20 protein-coding genes and 1 other annotated feature are annotated in these 17269 nt (G+C 48.5%); all 20 genes read left to right on the forward strand.

Annotated elements, in window-relative coordinates:
- The first annotated feature begins 253 nt into the window (after positions 1-253).
- Positions 254-1684, forward strand: coding sequence for an SPOR domain-containing protein (locus ADU23_RS16835; RefSeq protein WP_053374787.1), 1431 nt, complete (start codon positions 254-256; stop codon positions 1682-1684).
- A 61-nt stretch (positions 1685-1745) separates the two neighbouring features.
- Entirely contained in the window at positions 1746-1988 is a 243-nt protein-coding gene (locus tag ADU23_RS16840; protein ID WP_053374788.1) for a DUF4321 domain-containing protein, read from the forward strand.
- Between the two features lie 54 nt (positions 1989-2042).
- A complete protein-coding gene (locus ADU23_RS16845; RefSeq protein WP_053377679.1) occupies positions 2043-2672 on the forward strand; it encodes a Maf family protein in 630 nt (209 codons plus the stop codon).
- A gap of 92 nt (positions 2673-2764) precedes the next feature.
- On the forward strand, positions 2765-3454 hold the full coding sequence (gene radC / locus ADU23_RS16850; protein ID WP_053374789.1) for a RadC family protein: 690 nt from the start codon (positions 2765-2767) through the stop codon (positions 3452-3454).
- A gap of 39 nt (positions 3455-3493) precedes the next feature.
- On the forward strand, positions 3494-4522 hold the full coding sequence (locus tag ADU23_RS16855; protein WP_053374790.1) for a rod shape-determining protein: 1029 nt from the start codon (positions 3494-3496) through the stop codon (positions 4520-4522).
- A gap of 58 nt (positions 4523-4580) precedes the next feature.
- Positions 4581-5444, forward strand: coding sequence for a rod shape-determining protein MreC (mreC, locus tag ADU23_RS16860; RefSeq protein ID WP_053377680.1), 864 nt, complete (start codon positions 4581-4583; stop codon positions 5442-5444).
- Entirely contained in the window at positions 5441-5965 is a 525-nt protein-coding gene (mreD, locus tag ADU23_RS16865) for a rod shape-determining protein MreD (RefSeq protein WP_053374791.1), read from the forward strand. Before mreC ends, mreD begins: the two co-directional genes overlap by 4 nt.
- 65 nt (positions 5966-6030) lie before the next feature.
- Positions 6031-6696, forward strand: coding sequence for a septum site-determining protein MinC (locus tag ADU23_RS16870; protein WP_053374792.1), 666 nt, complete (start codon positions 6031-6033; stop codon positions 6694-6696).
- A 3-nt stretch (positions 6697-6699) separates the two neighbouring features.
- Positions 6700-7491: a septum site-determining protein MinD gene (minD, locus tag ADU23_RS16875; protein ID WP_053374793.1), complete on the forward strand. Its 792-nt coding sequence runs from the start codon at positions 6700-6702 to the stop codon at positions 7489-7491.
- Positions 7492-7498: 7 nt separating this feature from the next.
- Positions 7499-8644, forward strand: coding sequence for an FtsW/RodA/SpoVE family cell cycle protein (locus ADU23_RS16880; RefSeq protein WP_053374794.1), 1146 nt, complete (start codon positions 7499-7501; stop codon positions 8642-8644).
- Between the two features lie 168 nt (positions 8645-8812).
- Positions 8813-9730: a M23 family metallopeptidase gene (locus tag ADU23_RS16885; protein ID WP_053374795.1), complete on the forward strand. Its 918-nt coding sequence runs from the start codon at positions 8813-8815 to the stop codon at positions 9728-9730.
- The gene (locus tag ADU23_RS16890) at positions 9723-10604 is read left to right on the forward strand and encodes a M50 family metallopeptidase (protein WP_053374796.1); all 882 of its coding nucleotides are present in this window, start codon (positions 9723-9725) and stop codon (positions 10602-10604) included. The genes ADU23_RS16885 and ADU23_RS16890 overlap by 8 nt, the downstream gene beginning before the upstream one ends.
- A 37-nt stretch (positions 10605-10641) precedes the next feature.
- On the forward strand, positions 10642-11889 hold the full coding sequence (locus ADU23_RS16895) for an Rne/Rng family ribonuclease (protein WP_053374797.1): 1248 nt from the start codon (positions 10642-10644) through the stop codon (positions 11887-11889).
- 84 nt (positions 11890-11973) lie between these two features.
- Positions 11974-12063 (forward strand) — a sequence feature (ribosomal protein L21 leader region).
- A 15-nt stretch (positions 12064-12078) separates the two neighbouring features.
- Positions 12079-12390 (forward strand): 50S ribosomal protein L21, encoded by a 312-nt coding sequence (gene rplU, locus ADU23_RS16900; protein ID WP_053374798.1) that lies wholly within the window; start codon positions 12079-12081, stop codon positions 12388-12390.
- A gap of 11 nt (positions 12391-12401) precedes the next feature.
- The gene (locus tag ADU23_RS16905; protein WP_053374799.1) at positions 12402-12740 is read left to right on the forward strand and encodes a ribosomal-processing cysteine protease Prp; all 339 of its coding nucleotides are present in this window, start codon (positions 12402-12404) and stop codon (positions 12738-12740) included.
- Between the two features lie 128 nt (positions 12741-12868).
- On the forward strand, positions 12869-13180 hold the full coding sequence (rpmA, locus tag ADU23_RS16910) for a 50S ribosomal protein L27 (RefSeq protein WP_053374800.1): 312 nt from the start codon (positions 12869-12871) through the stop codon (positions 13178-13180).
- A 150-nt stretch (positions 13181-13330) separates the two neighbouring features.
- A complete protein-coding gene (locus ADU23_RS16915; protein ID WP_053374801.1) occupies positions 13331-14053 on the forward strand; it encodes a Spo0B domain-containing protein in 723 nt (240 codons plus the stop codon).
- Positions 14054-14066: 13 nt separating this feature from the next.
- Positions 14067-15392, forward strand: coding sequence for a GTPase ObgE (gene obgE, locus ADU23_RS16920; protein WP_053374802.1), 1326 nt, complete (start codon positions 14067-14069; stop codon positions 15390-15392).
- A gap of 125 nt (positions 15393-15517) precedes the next feature.
- Positions 15518-15955, forward strand: a complete 438-nt coding sequence (locus ADU23_RS16925) for an ACT domain-containing protein (RefSeq protein ID WP_053374803.1) — start codon at positions 15518-15520, stop codon at positions 15953-15955.
- A gap of 24 nt (positions 15956-15979) precedes the next feature.
- Positions 15980-17266, forward strand: a complete 1287-nt coding sequence (locus ADU23_RS16930; RefSeq protein ID WP_053374804.1) for a homoserine dehydrogenase — start codon at positions 15980-15982, stop codon at positions 17264-17266.
- Positions 17267-17269: the final 3 nt, after the last annotated feature.

Raw genomic sequence — 17269 nt, forward strand, 5'->3', positions numbered from 1 at the left:
TAGTGTTGCAGGGAACCGCTGAATGACTCCTGATGAGTCTGGATACAGGCTTGACCGCTCATCGATTTTTTATCCACAATATGTAATTAATCTAATATTTTCCTCATTTACTCAAACGCAGCCAAGAAGCCTTGGGCTGAGAGGATTCAAAACGCTTTTAAAAGGTTGGGCATGAACCTCAAAGCCTCCCGGTCTAAATCTCTTAAAACTCTCATAGAGTATTACTAGATGAACGGGACAAGGAGTGAATGTTATGAATCAAAAAAACCGAATCACTTATCGTTTTGACCGCAACGGACAGTCTATTAACAATGAGAACCGCACTGCTGACGACCACGATGATGCTCCATCGAATAGCGCTTCCTCTCAAACTAACGATAACAGCACTGCCAATAAATCGGCTAAAAAGAACGTTATACCGCTTTATCCTTACACGGAGCAGCAAGCCAGCAGCGAGATCAACCCTTGGAACAGTCCGTTCCAAGAGGATATCAGTGCTTTGGAGCAGCTCATAAGAGAGTCCGATACTAGGCCTATCCCTACTGTCCATACAAAAGAGCCTATGCCAAAAGAGAAACTAAAAGTCGCAAAGCCAATCGTTATGGAGGCTCCCGTGGCTCCTGTTCAACCGGAAGAAGACGATGTTGACGAAGAGGAACGCTTTTTTCAAGAGGAGGCTGTTCGAGGGCAGGCTCACCGCTACGACAATATGCACGAAGAGTACGACGAGCCAAGAAGAAATAAGCCGAACTATACGCGAATGAAGCGCAGATCAGGAGCGCCTTCTTGGTTTAATGTGTTTTTGTCGGTTGCGGCAGCGCTCGCTACGGGGGCGTTGTTCGGCTATTTGCTGTTGTCTTTATTTACGGGGGCAAGCATTTGGCCCGGAGGAGCAGGCGGCAAGCCGCAATCGCTGCCTGTTACCGGCAATGAAATTACAGGTGAAGCAGCCGGCGACAAAGCCGGTAATGCAGGTACTGGTACCAAAGGTGAAGGAACGAAGCCTGTTACCGATAATAATCCCGCTGCAAAACCGGACCCGAATTTGGCGATGGTCAGCCTCGAAGGACTGGACCAAACGTATTTTATGCTGCAGTTTGGCGTTTTCAGCAATACGGAAGGCAGGGACGCCGCAATGGCTCAGTTGGCAGAGAAGGGACTTGCCGGCGCTGCGTTAACAAGCGCATCCGACTACCGCGTATATGCGGGCATGGGCGGGGATAAGGCAAAGGCACAGACGATCCGCGGGCAAATGCCTGATATGGATCTGTACATTAAGGAGGTAAGTTTAACGACTCCGGGTAAAATGCCTTTTAAAGGTGAGCAAGCCACAGCGCAGAGCTTCTTCGCAAAGACCAAAGAAATCGTCCAAATGTTGGATGAATTGACAATCGCGCAGCTGGAGCAGCCCGCATTGTCCTCGCTTAGCGAGTCCGCCGCTGCGACATGGCAGGCAGAACATCAGAAATGGACTGAAAATGCAGCAGCGATGCGAATAGGTATAGAAGATGCGGCAGGCAAGGCCTATTTCGATAAGGTTACTCAAGCGATTAATACAGCGGCAAAATCGATGATCGAATATGATAAAAAACCTTCGCGCGCTTATTTATGGTCGGTTCAATCGCAGCTTATGAAGGCGATCATTTCCCAAAAAGAATGGTTTGATTCCATCAGCGCATTGTAAACGAATAGGTTCATGCGTATAATGGACGTAGGTGTCATTTCATGGCGAGAGGCGTTGAAAGATGAAGAAAAACGGCTGGTTTCTTCTCATTTTTATCATAATTGGATTGCTGGCCGGCGCTCTAGTAGCGAGGTGGCTCGCACCAGTCTCAGGCATCTCATTTTTGACGAAACCGATTGAAGCAACATGGTCTCCCGCTGTTGATTTATACGTGCTCAGCTTCAACCTGTCGCTGCATCTACAAATCAGCATGTTCAGCTTGATTGGTGCAATTCTTGCGATATGGCTGTACCGTAAAATGTAAAACGAAGATCAAAGCAAAATGGAGACAAGCAAGAAGGAGCGCAGCAATTATTTTATGGAATCAAAACTATCACGCAACGAAGCGATAAGCCAGCTTGTGCTGGCCTCTTCGTCACCGCGCCGGAAGGAACTGGTCGCATCGCTGGACCTTTCTTTGCCGGTTTATATTTTGTCTACTGATACGGATGAAACGATTGAGGCCAGCTGGTCGCCGGAGCAAGTCGTAGAGCAGCTCAGCCTGCGCAAGGCTAATGCCGCATTAAAAATGCTGCAACAAAAGCAGGCGGTTGAGACGTCACTAATAATTGGTGCTGACACCATCGTCGTACTAGATGGCGATGTGTTAGGCAAGCCGGTTGACGATGAGGAAGCGAAGGTTATGCTAGGGCGGCTTCAAGGGCGTACTCACGAGGTGTATACAGGCATTGCCTGCGTGCTCTCCCCAAGCGGAGAAGCATCGATTGCACATCGGATGACCAAAGTGAAGATGAAATCATTGAGCGATGAGCAAATTGCAAGATACGTTGCTACTGGCGAGCCGCGGGACAAAGCAGGATCTTATGGCATTCAGGGCCTTGGATCAACGCTTGTTGACCAAATCGAGGGCTGTTATTTTAATGTCGTCGGTTTGCCGCTTTCGCTGCTATCGGACATGCTGGCTGCTTATGACATTGCTGTAATGTAACGGTGAGCGTAAAGCTATTCGTCGGATTATTTTTCATGAATTAGGCAGTATATCATTGAACCCTATTTTTTTGGAAAAGGCGGAATTGGGACATGGAATCGCGATCGATGATTTTGCGTGAAGTCCCCCATGAGGAACGTCCTAGAGAGCGCATGATGAAATATGGGGCAGAAGCTCTTAGCCATGCTGAATTGCTTGCCATACTGCTGCGAACAGGAACACAGAGCCAATCCGCCGTACATCTGGCGGGCGCTGTGCTCAAGCAATGCGGAAGTTTGCGCAATTTGATGGATATGAGCATGGAAGAGTTGACCGCTATACGAGGCATTGGTCCTGCCAAGGCGCTGCAGCTTCGCGCAGGCATAGAGCTTGGGAGAAGAATTACTCGCAGCAGGCTTGGCGATGCGGTTGTCGTTCAGAGGCCGCAGGATGCTGCTGATTATGTGATGGAGGAGCTCCGGTATTTGAAGAAGGAGCACTTCGTATGTTTGTTTCTAAACACCAAAAATCATATTATCGCTCGTGAAACCTTATCGGTCGGGACACTCAATGCGTCGCTCGTACATCCCCGTGAAGTATTTCGTGCAGCTATTCAGCGTAATAGCGCATCCATCATCTGTGTTCATAATCACCCTAGCGGCGATCCTACTCCAAGTCCAGAGGACATTGCATTAACGGAGCGTTTGGCTGAAGCCGGACAGCTAGTCGGAATAGAATTGCTTGACCATTTAGTTATCGGAGACGGACAGTTCGTTAGTTTGAAGGAACAAGGCTATATGTAATATAATAAAGTGATGTGGCAATTAGAAGGGAGCAAGAACATGTTTGGTGGTTTTTCGAAAGATTTGGGTATCGACTTAGGAACAGCTAATACGCTTGTATTCGTTAAAGGTAAAGGAATTGTGGTGAGGGAACCGTCTGTGGTTGCCCTTCGTACTGATACAAAAACAATCGAGGCAGTAGGCGAGCAAGCCAAAAAGATGATCGGTAGAACGCCAGGCAACATTCGAGCAGTTCGTCCAATGAAGGATGGCGTTATCGCCGATTTCGAAACGACAGCAACGATGATTAAATATTTCATTCGCCAAGCGCAGAAGCAGCGCTCTTTATTCCCGCGCCATCCAAATGTTATGGTTTGCGTACCTTCAGGCATTACTGCGGTTGAAAAACGCGCGGTTGAAGATGCGACGAAGCAAGCGGGAGCACGCGAGGCTTATACGATCGAAGAACCGTTTGCGGCGGCTATTGGCGCTGATCTTCCGGTTTGGGAGCCAACAGGCAGCATGGTTGTTGATATCGGCGGCGGAACGACAGAGGTTGCCGTTATCTCGCTAGGCGGTATCGTTACCGCACGTTCGATTCGAGTAGCTGGCGATGAGATGGATGAAGCAGTTATCCAGTACATCAAGCGTCAATACAATCTTATGATTGGTGAGCGGACTGCTGAGCAGCTGAAAATGGAAATCGGCTCTGCGCTGCCGTTTGACCGTCCTGAAACAATCGAAATTCGCGGCCGCGATCTCGTATCGGGCTTGCCTAAGACGCTTGCGATCACATCTGACGAGATCACGGAAGCATTAGCAGACACGGTTAACGCCATTGTTGACGCCGTTAAAGTAACGCTTGAGAAATGCCCGCCAGAGCTTTCTGCTGACATTATGGACCGGGGAATTGTACTGACAGGCGGCGGCGCTTTGCTTCGCAACTTGGACAAGCTGCTGCAGCGTGAGACTGGCATGCCGGTCATTGTTGCGGACAATCCGCTTGACTGCGTAGCGATCGGCACAGGCCGTTCACTGGACAACATCCATTTGTTCAAAGCTAGAAGTTCATCTCGTTCGAGACGCTAAATAACGTTTAATGGGAAAACGGATATGAAATGGGCAGGTGATCGAGCTGTTTAAGCTAATGCGAAATAAGCGCATGTTTATGCTTATGATCGGGTTTATTTTGTTTATAGCGGTCATCGGCTATTCACTGAGTGATCGCAAGGAATTGTCTTTACCGGAGAAGTTTCTTAAAGATTCATCCGCGTTTGTGCAGCAATGGTTTTACAAGCCCGCTGGTTCTATAGCGGGCTTCTTTGAGGATATTAGAAATTTGCGCACCATTTATGAGGAGAACGAGCAGCTTCGCATTACGGCTGCGGCGTATGCCCGGGATAAAGTCAACTACAACTTCATAGAGAATGAAAACAAAAGGTACAAGGAAGAACTGTCTTTTACGAAACGGCAAAAGGAAATGTATAATTATAATTACTTGATCGCTCAGGTCATATCCGTCAGCAACGATGCAAACAATCGGACGTTAACGATTAATTTGGGATCAAAAAATGGCATTAAGCCGAATATGGCAGTAACAACCATCGATGGCTTGATCGGGCTTGTTAGTTCGGTAACGCCTCTTACAGCAGCTGTAACACCGATTACAGAGCTTGATGAAGCATCGCCAACGTTCAATTCCATTGCCGTTACCATTTTGGGGCGCGAGGAAGAGTCGTTTGGTATTTTAAGCAGCTACAACAAGGAATCATCCAGAGTAATCATGTCGAAGATTGCCGAGAAAGATAAAATGGACATACAAGATACGGTCATTACATCGGGTAATGGCAATGTTTATCCAAGAGGACTGATTGTTGGAACGGTTGAATCGAAGCAGCTTGGCGATTTTGGCCTTACCTATACGGCATCGGTTAAGCTCTCGGCGAGCTTTGATCATTTGACTGAGGTGTTCGTCGTTCAAGTTCCTGAATTGGAGGATACCGAGCAATGAGTATGAACCGAATCATCCTGCTTATGGTTCTCCTGTTCATCTTGGAGGGAGCTGTAATGCCATGGATCATTCCTGCTGGCTTCGGCCATCGGATCATTCCTCACTTCGTATTTGTAATTGTCATTTTCTCAGGACTCTACAGCAGACGGCATTTAGCGCTAATGCTTGGAGTAAGCTTCGGTTTGCTGCAGGACATTGTCTATTTTGGCCACTTGCTAGGTATAAATGCTTTCATTATGGGTTTAATGGGTTATTTTACGGGCGTTCTACTGGAGCGCCGCCGTTCAACGATCATGATGGCGATCTCGATTATCGGCTTTGCTTGCATCTTGTATGACAGCGTTATTTATTTCATTTACCGCGTGTTTCGGATTACGAATGAGAGCTACGCATGGGCACTTATCGATTACATCCTACCTAGTTTATTCCTTCAGCTGGTGTTTGCCCTCGCATGCTACGTGCCTGTAAGAAAGTTGTTTGAAGGCCAGTCAAAAGCGAAATCAGAGAAGGATGAGGAATAAAATAAGGATGCATGCAGGAATTTGTTAGGTGGAGCAAGAATCCATTAGGTTGGGGAGGGACGAACGTGACCGATAAGCAGCATATTATAATTAAGGGCGTAAAAGAAGGTCTCGTGTTCCTTCTCGACGATAAATGTGAATTCGCGACGCTTCTGGACGAACTGCAGTACAAGCTGGAAAAAACGCATCAGCAGCTTCTCACAGGCCCGCTTGTTCATGTTCAAGTGAAGCTGGGCGCGAGGCAAGTGACGGATGACGATAAGGATCGAATCAAAAACGTCATAAGGTCGCAAGGGAATTTAATGGTGCAATCCGTTGAATCCGAAGCGCCTAAAGTCGATTCACAGCAAGGGCAGCAGCCTAACCTGCAAGTACTCACGTCTATTATCCGCTCAGGCCAAACCTTTGAGCATGATGGGGATTTACTTTTAATCGGCGATTTGAACCCAGGCGGTACTTTAATATGCACGGGCGATATATATGTGCTGGGGGCTTTGCGCGGCACTGCTCATGCGGGCGTAGGCGGGCGGACAGATGTGATTATTGCAACATCGCTCATGCGGCCTACACAGCTTCGTATTGCTGATGTAATCAGCAGACCGCCAGAGGAATGGATGACCGGCGACGCGTCAATGGAATTCGCCTTCTTAAGCGATGGCCGAATGCAAATCGATAAGCTAGCGCAATTATTCCGCATACGGCATAATCCTATAATGTTTAAAGGAGTGTAGAACATGGGAGAAGCGATTGTTGTGACATCAGGAAAGGGCGGCGTCGGCAAGACGACGACCTCGGCAAACCTGGGTACCGCGCTAGCTTTGCTTGGCAAGAAAGTATGTATGGTTGATACAGATATTGGACTCCGCAATCTAGACGTGGTTATGGGACTGGAAAACCGGATCATTTATGATCTGGTAGACGTAGCCGAAGGCCGCTGCCGTTTAAATCAAGCGCTCGTGAAGGACAAGCGCTTCGACGAACTATATATGCTGCCTGCCGCACAGACGAAGGATAAAGATTCCGTAACGCCTGAGCAGGTTCGCAATATGATTTTGGAGCTTAAGAAGGAGCATGACTATGTCATTATCGATTGCCCCGCTGGAATCGAGCATGGCTTTCGCAACGCGATTGCGGGTGCTGACCGGGCTATCGTTATTACGACGCCTGAGAACGCCGCAGTGCGTGATGCTGACCGTGTCATCGGCTTGCTTGAGCAAGAGAAAATACCTAGCAAGCTAATCATCAACCGCATTCGTCAAAATATGATGAAAACCGGCGAGATGCTCGATATTGATGAAATTTGTCAAGTTTTAGCTGTTGATCTGGTTGGGATCGTGCCTGATGATGAGAAAGTAATTTCTGCTGCAAACAGCGGAGAGCCGACGGTTATGAATCCGGCTTCGCGCGCCGCTATCGCCTACCGGAACATTGCGCGCCGCATACTCGGCGATATGGTTCCGCTCATGCTTCTCGATGAGAAGGCGGGAGCATTCAAGCGTTTCCGTAAGTTCCTTGGAATAGGATGATTACAACTTGCTTAACAAATTAAAAAAGCTGGATTGGGGAATCTTGATCATATTAATATTCCTCATGATTATCAGCACAATTGTTATCCATAGCGCCACTGCAAATTTTCCGAAATACTCAGGGTCCGATACAAAACAGCTATTGTTTTACGGCATCGGCTTCTTCGTCGCTATCGCGGCAACCTTGTTTGATTACCGAATTGTGCTGAAGAGCTGGCACGTTCTTTACGGAGTAGGCGTTGCCATGCTGATTCTCGTTTATTTTTTTGGCGCGGTCATCAATGGTGCGAGAGGCTGGTTCCAGCTGGGGAGCATGTCGTTTCAACCAGCAGAAATCGTCAAAATCATACTCATCATCGGAATCGCCCACTTAATGGGTCGTCGCCAAGGCGACCGGCTGACGTTAACGCAGGATTTGATCCCGATAGCGGCATTCGCTTTTTTGCCGTTCATGCTCGTTATGATTCAACCGGATCTAGGCAATGCAATCATTTACCTCGTTATCGTACTTGGGATGCTGTGGATCGGGAATGTGAAGTACTCGCATGTTATTGCAGGTCTTGGCGTCGTCGTTGTAGGATTAGTTTTGTTCGTATCCTTATTTAATACTTTCAATCAGGAAATCTTTGATTACTTGAACAAGCATGAAATGGGACACTGGCATAAGCGGATCAACACGTTCCTTAACCCGGATCTAGCCAATTCAGACGATAAGCATCAATCGGATAATGCGCAAATCGCCATCGGCTCAGGCGGCTTAAACGGCGACGGATATATGCAGGGCGATATGAAAAATCGCGGTTTCATTCCATATCCGTACTCTGATTCGATTTTTGTCGTCATCGGCGAGGAATTTGGCTTCCAAGGAGCCGCCATATTGCTGCTGCTGTATTTCTTGCTTATTTATCGGATGATCATCATTGCTTTCAAATGTTATGATTTGCGAGCCTCATTTATCGTAATCGGAATTGTATCCATGTATGTGTTCCAAGTGTTCCAGAATATTGGGATGATGATTGGAATCATGCCGATCACAGGTATTACGCTGCCGTTTATAAGCTACGGGGGAACTTCTCTCCTGCTTAATATGCTGTCTATCGGACTCGTGTTCAGCATAAAGGCGCATCAAGAAAAATATGAGCTGGCCGATTAAATAAGGCGAGCGTTGAAGAAGGTTCCAAGACGGAAGGTCATCCAAATGAGGATGGCTTTTTTTTGTGCCCATCATACCGCATACCCGCATACTTGTCTCATCCCCCACATATCCATTTATTAAGGAACAAGCTGTCGTAACGACGATGGAAGCGGGGAGGAACTAGAGATGCAAATGAAGGATGACATGAACCAGCGCAATAAGCAGAAAAAGAACAGCCAGCAAAATCGGCAACCGACAGCAGGCCAAATGAAGGAGCATGACCCTGAAGCGCTTGTCCCTTATAAGCATGAATATTTCCATCAGGACGAGAGGGAAGAGATGGAGCTTGATCCTGAGGTCGTGTGGAAAACGAATCCGAATCCTTGGGCAAGCTGGGGCGAGGATAACGGTTTTAGCCATAAGAGAAGTTATGTTAAAGGGCCTGACCTTACGGACAAAATAGATCCGCGCTTCGGACGCGGCAAGCATCCTTTTCGCAAGGAGCTGAAATGGAAGTTTGTTATCGCTATATTGGTATTTGGCGCAGTATGGGCGATGTTCCGATATGATACGGAGTATACGCTAAAAGGACAAGCCGTGGTCAAGCAGGCGCTTACCGACGAGATTGATTTTGCCGCTGCCGCCGCCTGGTATAAGGAAACGTTCGCGGGCGCTCCTTCCTTTATTCCGATTTTTGAGGACAAGACACCCGACGCGGTCGGTGCAGACGGCACGGTCAAGCTGCCAGTCGTAGCGCCGCTGCAAGGAGGCTTGTTAGTTCGCACATTTGCCGAGCTGCTGAACGGGATAGAGCTCGCAGGAAAATCCGAGGAGCAAGTCGTAGCTTCCGAGACAGGCCGCGTGCTGCTGATGACCGATCAGAACGAGAAGGGCTCAACGGTAATTATTCAACATGCCAACAAGCGCGTAACGATATATGGGCAGCTAGGGAAAACGAACGTACAGGTGAATGACTGGGTAGAAGCGGGTGATCCGATCGGCAATCTGCGGAAGGCGGAAGGCACGCAGCCGAGCTTGCTTTATTTTGCAGTGAAGCAAAACGAGCTGTATATCGATCCTGTGGGTGTGATACCGATTGATTAAATGGAAGGGCATCGTATGGTCGATCCACCCGCTCTTTGTCATCATAATGCTTGGATCGGTCATGACAGGATATTTTGCCGAGCTATTTACGTTGTTCCTGCTCGTGCTGGTGCATGAAATCGGCCATGTTGTCATGGCGCTAAGCTTCGGCTGGACGGTAAGGGAAGTAAAGCTGCTTCCTTTTGGCGGCGTCGTAGAGGTGGAAGAGGCTGGGGGCGTACCTGCGAGGGAGGAAGCGATCGTAGCGATTGCAGGCCCTCTGCAAAATGTATGGATGGGTCTTGCCGCTTGGGGCTGCGGACAGCTGGGGATATGGGACGCGGAGTGGGCGGAGTATGTGTGGAAGGCGAACCTGATGATCGGTTTATTTAACCTGCTTCCTATTCATCCGCTTGACGGCGGGAAGCTGCTTCAGGCAGCACTGAGCTATACCGTCAATTATTATAAAATGCTCATATGGTCAGCTCGAATCAGCCTGTTATTTAGCGTCATGATGCTTATTGGCGCGCTGCTCCCATGGCTAATCTATAAGGATGGCATTCAGCTTAATCTGCTCATCGTTGGCCTATTTCTTATTATGACCAATTGGACTTATTATCGGAACGTTCCCTTTTTATTTTACCGTTTTCTCATGTATCGCGACCGCGTATCGATTCAAGCGCTGACAAGGGGGCATATCGCAAGCCCGATCATCGTCAATGGCAAGCAGTCGATTCTCTCCGTTGCAAGGTTGTTTCGCAGGGAGCAATACCATTTGATTTATTTGATAGAGGGAAGCAGCAAGGAAGTAAAGGTGCTGCCGGAACAGAAAATTGTCGAAGGCTGCTTGTCCGAAAAAAATCCCAATCGTGCAGTGTCGGAACTTTTCAGTTAAAATAGATGAAAAGCGTACTGGCAGGTGATAAACGGGAATGAAGCAAATGCTGATGCATGTACATGGTGAGATGCTGCAAACCGCTGTACTTGAAAATGGCCGCTTAGTGGAATTTTTTATGGAGAAAACAAAAGCAAGCAGTTTGGTTGGCAATGTCTATAAAGGACGAGTCGTGAATGTGCTGCCTGGGATGCAGGCAGCTTTCGTTGATGTTGGGCTGACCAAAAATGCTTTTTTGTATATTGATGAGCTGCTTCACCCGCATTTAGAAAAACAGCCCGCGCAAAAGCCGCTTATTCAGGAGCTGATCAAGCCGGGGCAGGAGCTCATCGTACAGGTGATGAAGGAGCCTTTGGGGGGCAAAGGCGCCCGCGTGACGACGCATTTCACGCTGCCCGGCCGCTGGCTAGTCTATATGCCAAATGCTGATTATGTGGGCGTTTCCAAAAAAATCAGCACGGAAGGCGAGCGAGCGCGCCTGCGAATGATCGGCGAGAAGCTCAGGGAGCAGGAGGAGGGCATTATACTGCGCACTGCGGCTGGAGGGGAAAGCGAGCTGTCCTTGTCTGCCGACGTCGTGCAGCTGAGGGAAATCTGGCATGGCATTGCCGAGCGGAGCCAGCATGCGCATGCGCCGTCCGAGCTGCACCGAGAGGCAGGGCTAATGCGGCGCGCCGTTCGCGACACGCTGACGATCGACATGGATGAAATATGGATCGACGATGAGGCGAGGTTCGAGGAAGCATCGGCACTGCTGGATGAGATGACCCCGCAGCTGCGCGAGCGCTTGAAGCCGTACAAGCAAAAGCAAGGTTTGTCTCTGTTCGATGCGTATCTGGTGACCGAGCAGGTAACGGGCGCGTTCGAGCGAAAAATCCCGCTTGTAAGCGGAGGTTATCTCATATGGGAAGAGACAGAGGCGCTTACCGTTATCGATGTGAATACAGGCAAGTTTACAGGCACCTCCGGCCTTGAGGATACGGTATTTCGCACGAACATGGAAGCGGCGGACGAGATTGCGAGATTGCTTCGGGTAAGGGATGTCGGCGGCATTATTATTATTGATTTTATCGATATGGAGCAGGAAGAACATCGCGAGCTTGTCATGCAAAGGCTGACGGAGAGATCGCGCAACGATCAAACGAAATGTACGATTTTAGGCTGGACGAAGCTCGGATTAATTGAGATGACTCGAAAAAAAGCCCGTGAGAACGCGGTCCGCCAGCTAACGGAGCGCTGCGAGAGCTGTGGAGCGCATAATAAAAGGAACGAATTGCTTAAATAGATTATTTTTTCTTCGTAGAAGAATTGATATAGCTTGCATAGTGTGGTATACTCTTTGGGTGTGTGTCTCGTACCTCGTGAGGAATGAGATGTACAAGTACCGCTCCGATTGGGTAAATAAGCGTTTGCGGCGCAAGCGGCAGGCCACCTGAATTAGGCGAGTCTTCGAAAATAAGGAGGTGCACCAACAATGTTTGCAATCATCGTAACAGGCGGAAAGCAATACAAAGTTCAGGAAGGCGATGTTATCTACATCGAAAAACTGGATTCTGAAGCAGGCGAGAGCGTAACGTTTGATCGTGTTTTGGCGGTTTCTAAAGGTGACGGTCTTGTAACTGGAACTCCGGTTGTTTCCGGCGCTACAGTAACAGGCAAAGTCGAGAAACAAGGCAAAGGCCAAAAAATCATCGTTTACAAATACAAAGCCAAAAAGAACTATCGTCGTAAGCAAGGTCATCGTCAACCGTTCACAAAAGTAACAATCGAGAAAATCCAAGCGTAAGAGGAATTTCTATGATAACCGTTACATTTGTACGAAGAGCCGCTGACAGACGTATCGTATCTTTTGCAGTCGAAGGACATGCTAAATATGCGAAGCCCGGCAAAGATATCGTTTGCGCGGGCGTATCGGCCATTTCGGTCGGTACCGTTAACGCGATCGAAGCTTTGGCAGGAGAAGAGCTACCCGCTAAGATGAAGAACGGCTGGCTATCGTCGGATATTCCGACGCTCGCAGACGAGGCTTCGGATAGCAGGATGCAGCTGCTGCTGGAATCGATGGCAGTTATGCTTGACACTATCGCAAAATCATACGGCAAGCATGTCGTCATTCATGAACTTCTTAATGCGTAAGCTTTTGAAGTAGGTTTTCTTTTAAACCTTAATGTTCATGCTTCCGAGCAGGTTTGCTCCACAAACCTAAAAGCTTATGCTTACGAAGTAGGTTTGCTCCACAAACCTTTAAGAAGGAGGGAATAACTATGTTGAAACTGAATCTTCAGCTTTTCGCTTCGAAGAAAGGTGTTGGTTCCACGAAGAACGGACGTGACTCGCAGTCGAAGCGCCTTGGCGCTAAACGTGCTGACGGTCAAACCGTATCCGCTGGAAGCATTTTGTTTCGCCAACGCGGAACAAAAATTCACCCAGGTACTAACGTAGGCATCGGGAAAGACGATACGCTTTATGCAAAAGTAGAAGGCGTAGTGAAGTTCGAACGTTGGGGACGCGATCGCAAAAAAGTGAGCGTATATCCAGCTGTTCTTGCTCCGGTAGCTGCTGCAGTAGAAGCTTAATACAATCTTATATATGCACCAAGACCCGGCCTGCATCGCTTGGCCGGGTCTTTTTTATGTCAAGGCTGGTGACCGTAGGACTGTCGCGTGATATACTGGATAAGCTAGGAAATACGAAGAAAGTAGGTTTAATCGATGGGACGCTTAACAATGGCGAAATATTACGCGGCGGCAACGATTGTATTGCCATGTGCCGCTGTACTTATTTGGCCCGCTAAAGTGTGGTTAACTGCTGTCTTTCTCGTTTGGCTTATAGCTGTTGCGACTTACTTTGTACGAACGGAACGGAAAGAGCATGCAGAGCGGACTACGCGAACGATTCAATCGTTGCAAAATTCTGCTATACGGACTCTCAATCATCACCGTCATGACTGGATGAACGATCTGCAAGTGGTGTTTGGCTACATTCGGCTCAAGAAGCTGGATAAAGCAGCTGAGTATGTGGAGAAAATAAGTGAACGGATGGCTGTGGAGAGCAGCATATCCAAGCTTGGCGTTCCATCCTTAATCAGTTATATACAATCGTTTCGTACGATATCCAACTCGCTGGAACTGCAGCTGGATATAAAAGGCGATATTCACTTAAACGAAATAACGGCAGATGCCGATCAAATAGCCGAAACGCTCATTCATACGATTAACGCATATCGGTTTGCGGCGAAGCCTAACTATGGTCATGCTGCCGTTCTTAAGCTGGAGCTGTCAAGAGATGAGGAAGCGCTGTATGCAACCTTCTATTATGATGGCGAGCTGATGAACGAACAGCAATGGAAGCAAAAAATACAACAGCAGTTGGAAGGCGCGCCAATGCAGCCGATCAACTTCGAGCAGCCGTATGCAAAAGTGCTGCTGAGGGCGGAAATGCGCGCATGAACGGGGGCACAACATGTTTGTCGATAAAGCGAAGATATTTGTAAAAGGCGGCGACGGAGGCGATGGTATCGTATCGTTTCGCCGCGAGAAATACGTAGAGCAAGGCGGTCCAGCAGGCGGCGATGGCGGCCGCGGCGGCGACTTGATTTTTCAAGTTGACGAAGGGCTTCGCACATTGATGGATTTCCGCTATCAGAAGCATTTTAAGGCTAATCGCGGAGAGCGCGGAAAAGTAAAAAGCATGCACGGGGCTGGCGCGGAGGATACGATCGTTCGCATTCCGCCAGGCACTGTCATCGTCGATGATGATACGCAGGAAATCATCGCGGATATGACGCGCCACGGGCAGCAGATCGTCATCGCAAAAGGCGGAAGAGGCGGAAGAGGCAACATCCGCTTCGCAACGCAAAACAACCCTGCTCCATATATTTCGGAGAATGGTGAAGAAGGGCAAGAGCGCTGGGTAGTGCTTGAGCTTAAAGTAATGGCGGATGTTGGTCTTGTAGGCTTTCCAAGCGTAGGCAAGTCGACCTTGCTATCTGTCGTTTCAGGGGCTAAGCCCAAAATTGGCGCTTATCACTTCACGACGATTACGCCAAATCTCGGCGTTGTTGACGTTGGAGATGGCCGCAGCTTCGTAATGGCAGATTTGCCGGGCTTGATCGAAGGCGCGCATGAAGGCGTTGGACTCGGCCATGAGTTTCTTCGCCACGTTGAACGGACTCGGGTTATTATCCATGTTATCGATATGTCCGCTTCCGAAGGACGCGATCCATTCGAAGATTGGGTAAAAATCAACGAGGAGCTGGTTCTCTACAACGAGAAGCTGGCAGACCGTCCTCAAATTATTGCCGCAAACAAAATGGACATGCCGGATTCCGAGGAGCAGCTTGAGCTGTTCAAGCAGCAGCTTGCAGAGGTAAGCGGCGATCGCAATTACGAGATTTTGCCTATTTCCTCGCTCACGAAGCAAGGTATTCAGGAGCTTCTGTACAAAGCGGCTGATGTCCTTGATACGGTATCCGAGCAGGTTGAGATCGAAGACGTTAAGGATGTCGCTGAGCGTAAGGTCTACACTTATGAGAAGCGTGAAGAAACAACCTTCACGATTCATAAGGAAGATGAAGTTTACGTTATCGTCAGCGAAGGAATTGATAAATATATGAAGCGGATGAATTTGACTTCCTATGATGCGGTTATGCGCTTTGCGCGTACGATGCGCAAAATGGGCGTCGATGCCGAGCTTCGCAAAATGGGCGCAAAAGACGGCGATATGGTACAAATCGGCGACTTCGCATTCGAATTTTTCGAGGGCAGCGACTACAATCCAAACGGTTAGCGCATAGATTAAGAAACGAAGACGGCGGAAGCCGTCTTTTCTTATTTTGCCTATTGCTCCAAACGGCATATTTCGATATAATGTCCACTATAGGTGAACAATTGTCTTTTTGAGGAGGACGTATAGTGAATAAACGCTATTATGTCGTTCGGGAGGACATTTTACCGGAAGCGATTATGAAGACGATACAAGTGAAAGAGATGCTTAGCCGAGGAGAAGCGGCAACCGTACATGAAGCGGTTGAGCGCGCTGGGCTTAGTCGAAGCGCTTTTTATAAGTATAAAGATGGCGTCTATGCGCTAAATGAGCTGGAACGTGAACGTATCGCGACGATTTCCATGGATTTGGAGCATCGTTCGGGCGTGCTCTCGAACGTGCTCAGCACGGTGGCAAGCTTGGAAGGCAATGTGCTGACGATGAATCAGACCATTCCGCTGCAAGGCTTAGCTAACGTCGTCATCTCCGTCGATGTTTCGCAGCTTTCCGGGGAACTGTCATCGCTGGTCGATATGCTTCGCAGCCTGCCTGGCGTGCGTAAAGCCTCGGTCATCGGACAAGGATAACAGAATGGATTATGGAGGGTATATATGAAGCCAGTTAAAGTTGGACTATTAGGTCTTGGAACAGTAGGTACAGGAGTCGTTCGCATCGTTGAAGGTCATCAGGAGGACTTGGCAAGTCAAGTCGGCTCGCCGATCGTAATCGAGAAAGTGCTCGTTCAGGACAAGAGCAAAGCGCGCAATATTTCCATCGATCCAGATAAGCTTACAGAGGATGCATGGGATATTATCCGTCATCCCGACATCGACGTTATCGTTGAGGTTATGGGAGGAATCGGACTTACGAAGGAATATATTTTGGAAGCACTCTCCCTTGGCAAACATGTCGTAACAGCCAATAAGGATTTGATGGCGCTGCACGGTCCCGAAATATTGGCAAAAGCGCAGGAGAACCGCTGTGATGTGCTTTATGAAGCAAGCGTTGCGGGCGGTATTCCGATTATCCGTACGTTAGTTGAAGGCTTCTCTTCCGATCGCATCAACAAAATTATGGGTATCGTGAACGGAACGACAAACTTTATTTTGACAAAAATGAGCCAAGAAGGCGCTTCTTATCTGGATGTGCTTAAGGAAGCCCAGGAGCTTGGTTATGCGGAGTCTGACCCGACATCGGATGTCGAAGGACTTGACGCAGCTCGCAAAATGACGATTCTTGCTACGATCGGCTTCCGCGCGAACGTAGCGCTTGAGGATGTTTCGGTTCAAGGCATCTCTTCGGTAAGCAAAGAGGATATTTTGTACGCGAAGCGTCTTGGCTATGAAGTGAAGCTGCTTGGCATCGCCGAGCGTCAAGATGATCTGATCAGCGTTAGCGTACAGCCGACGATGGTGAAGCAAACACATCCGATTGCATCGGTTAACGGCGTATTTAACGCGGTTTATGTATACGGCGAAGCTGTTGGCGAAACGATGTTCTACGGCGCAGGCGCGGGCGAGCTTCCTACAGCGACTTCGATCGTATCCGATTTAGTTGCAGTCGTGAAAAACCTGAAGCTTGGCGTAAACGGCAAGCAAGCAAGCCTTGCATACAAAGAGAAGAAGCTGAAGACCGACGAGCAAATCTCTTCGAAATATTTCTTGCTGCTTAAAGTAGCGGATCGCGCCGGCGTTCTTGCACGCATCACGCAAGTGTTCGCTGATTTTGAAGTGAGCCTTGAATCTGTGCTGCAGCAGCCGACACCTTCGAATCCGGAAGTTGAAATTATCGTAATTACTCATGATGCGAACAAAGCTGCTATGCAAAAGGTGCTTGCCATGTTCGAATCGCTGGATGTCGTTCACGAAGTGAAGAGCGTCTACCGCGTAGAAGGGTAAGCC

The organism is Paenibacillus sp. FJAT-27812 (assembly GCF_001273905.1).
In the GTDB taxonomy this organism is placed as follows: domain Bacteria; phylum Bacillota; class Bacilli; order Paenibacillales; family Paenibacillaceae; genus Pristimantibacillus.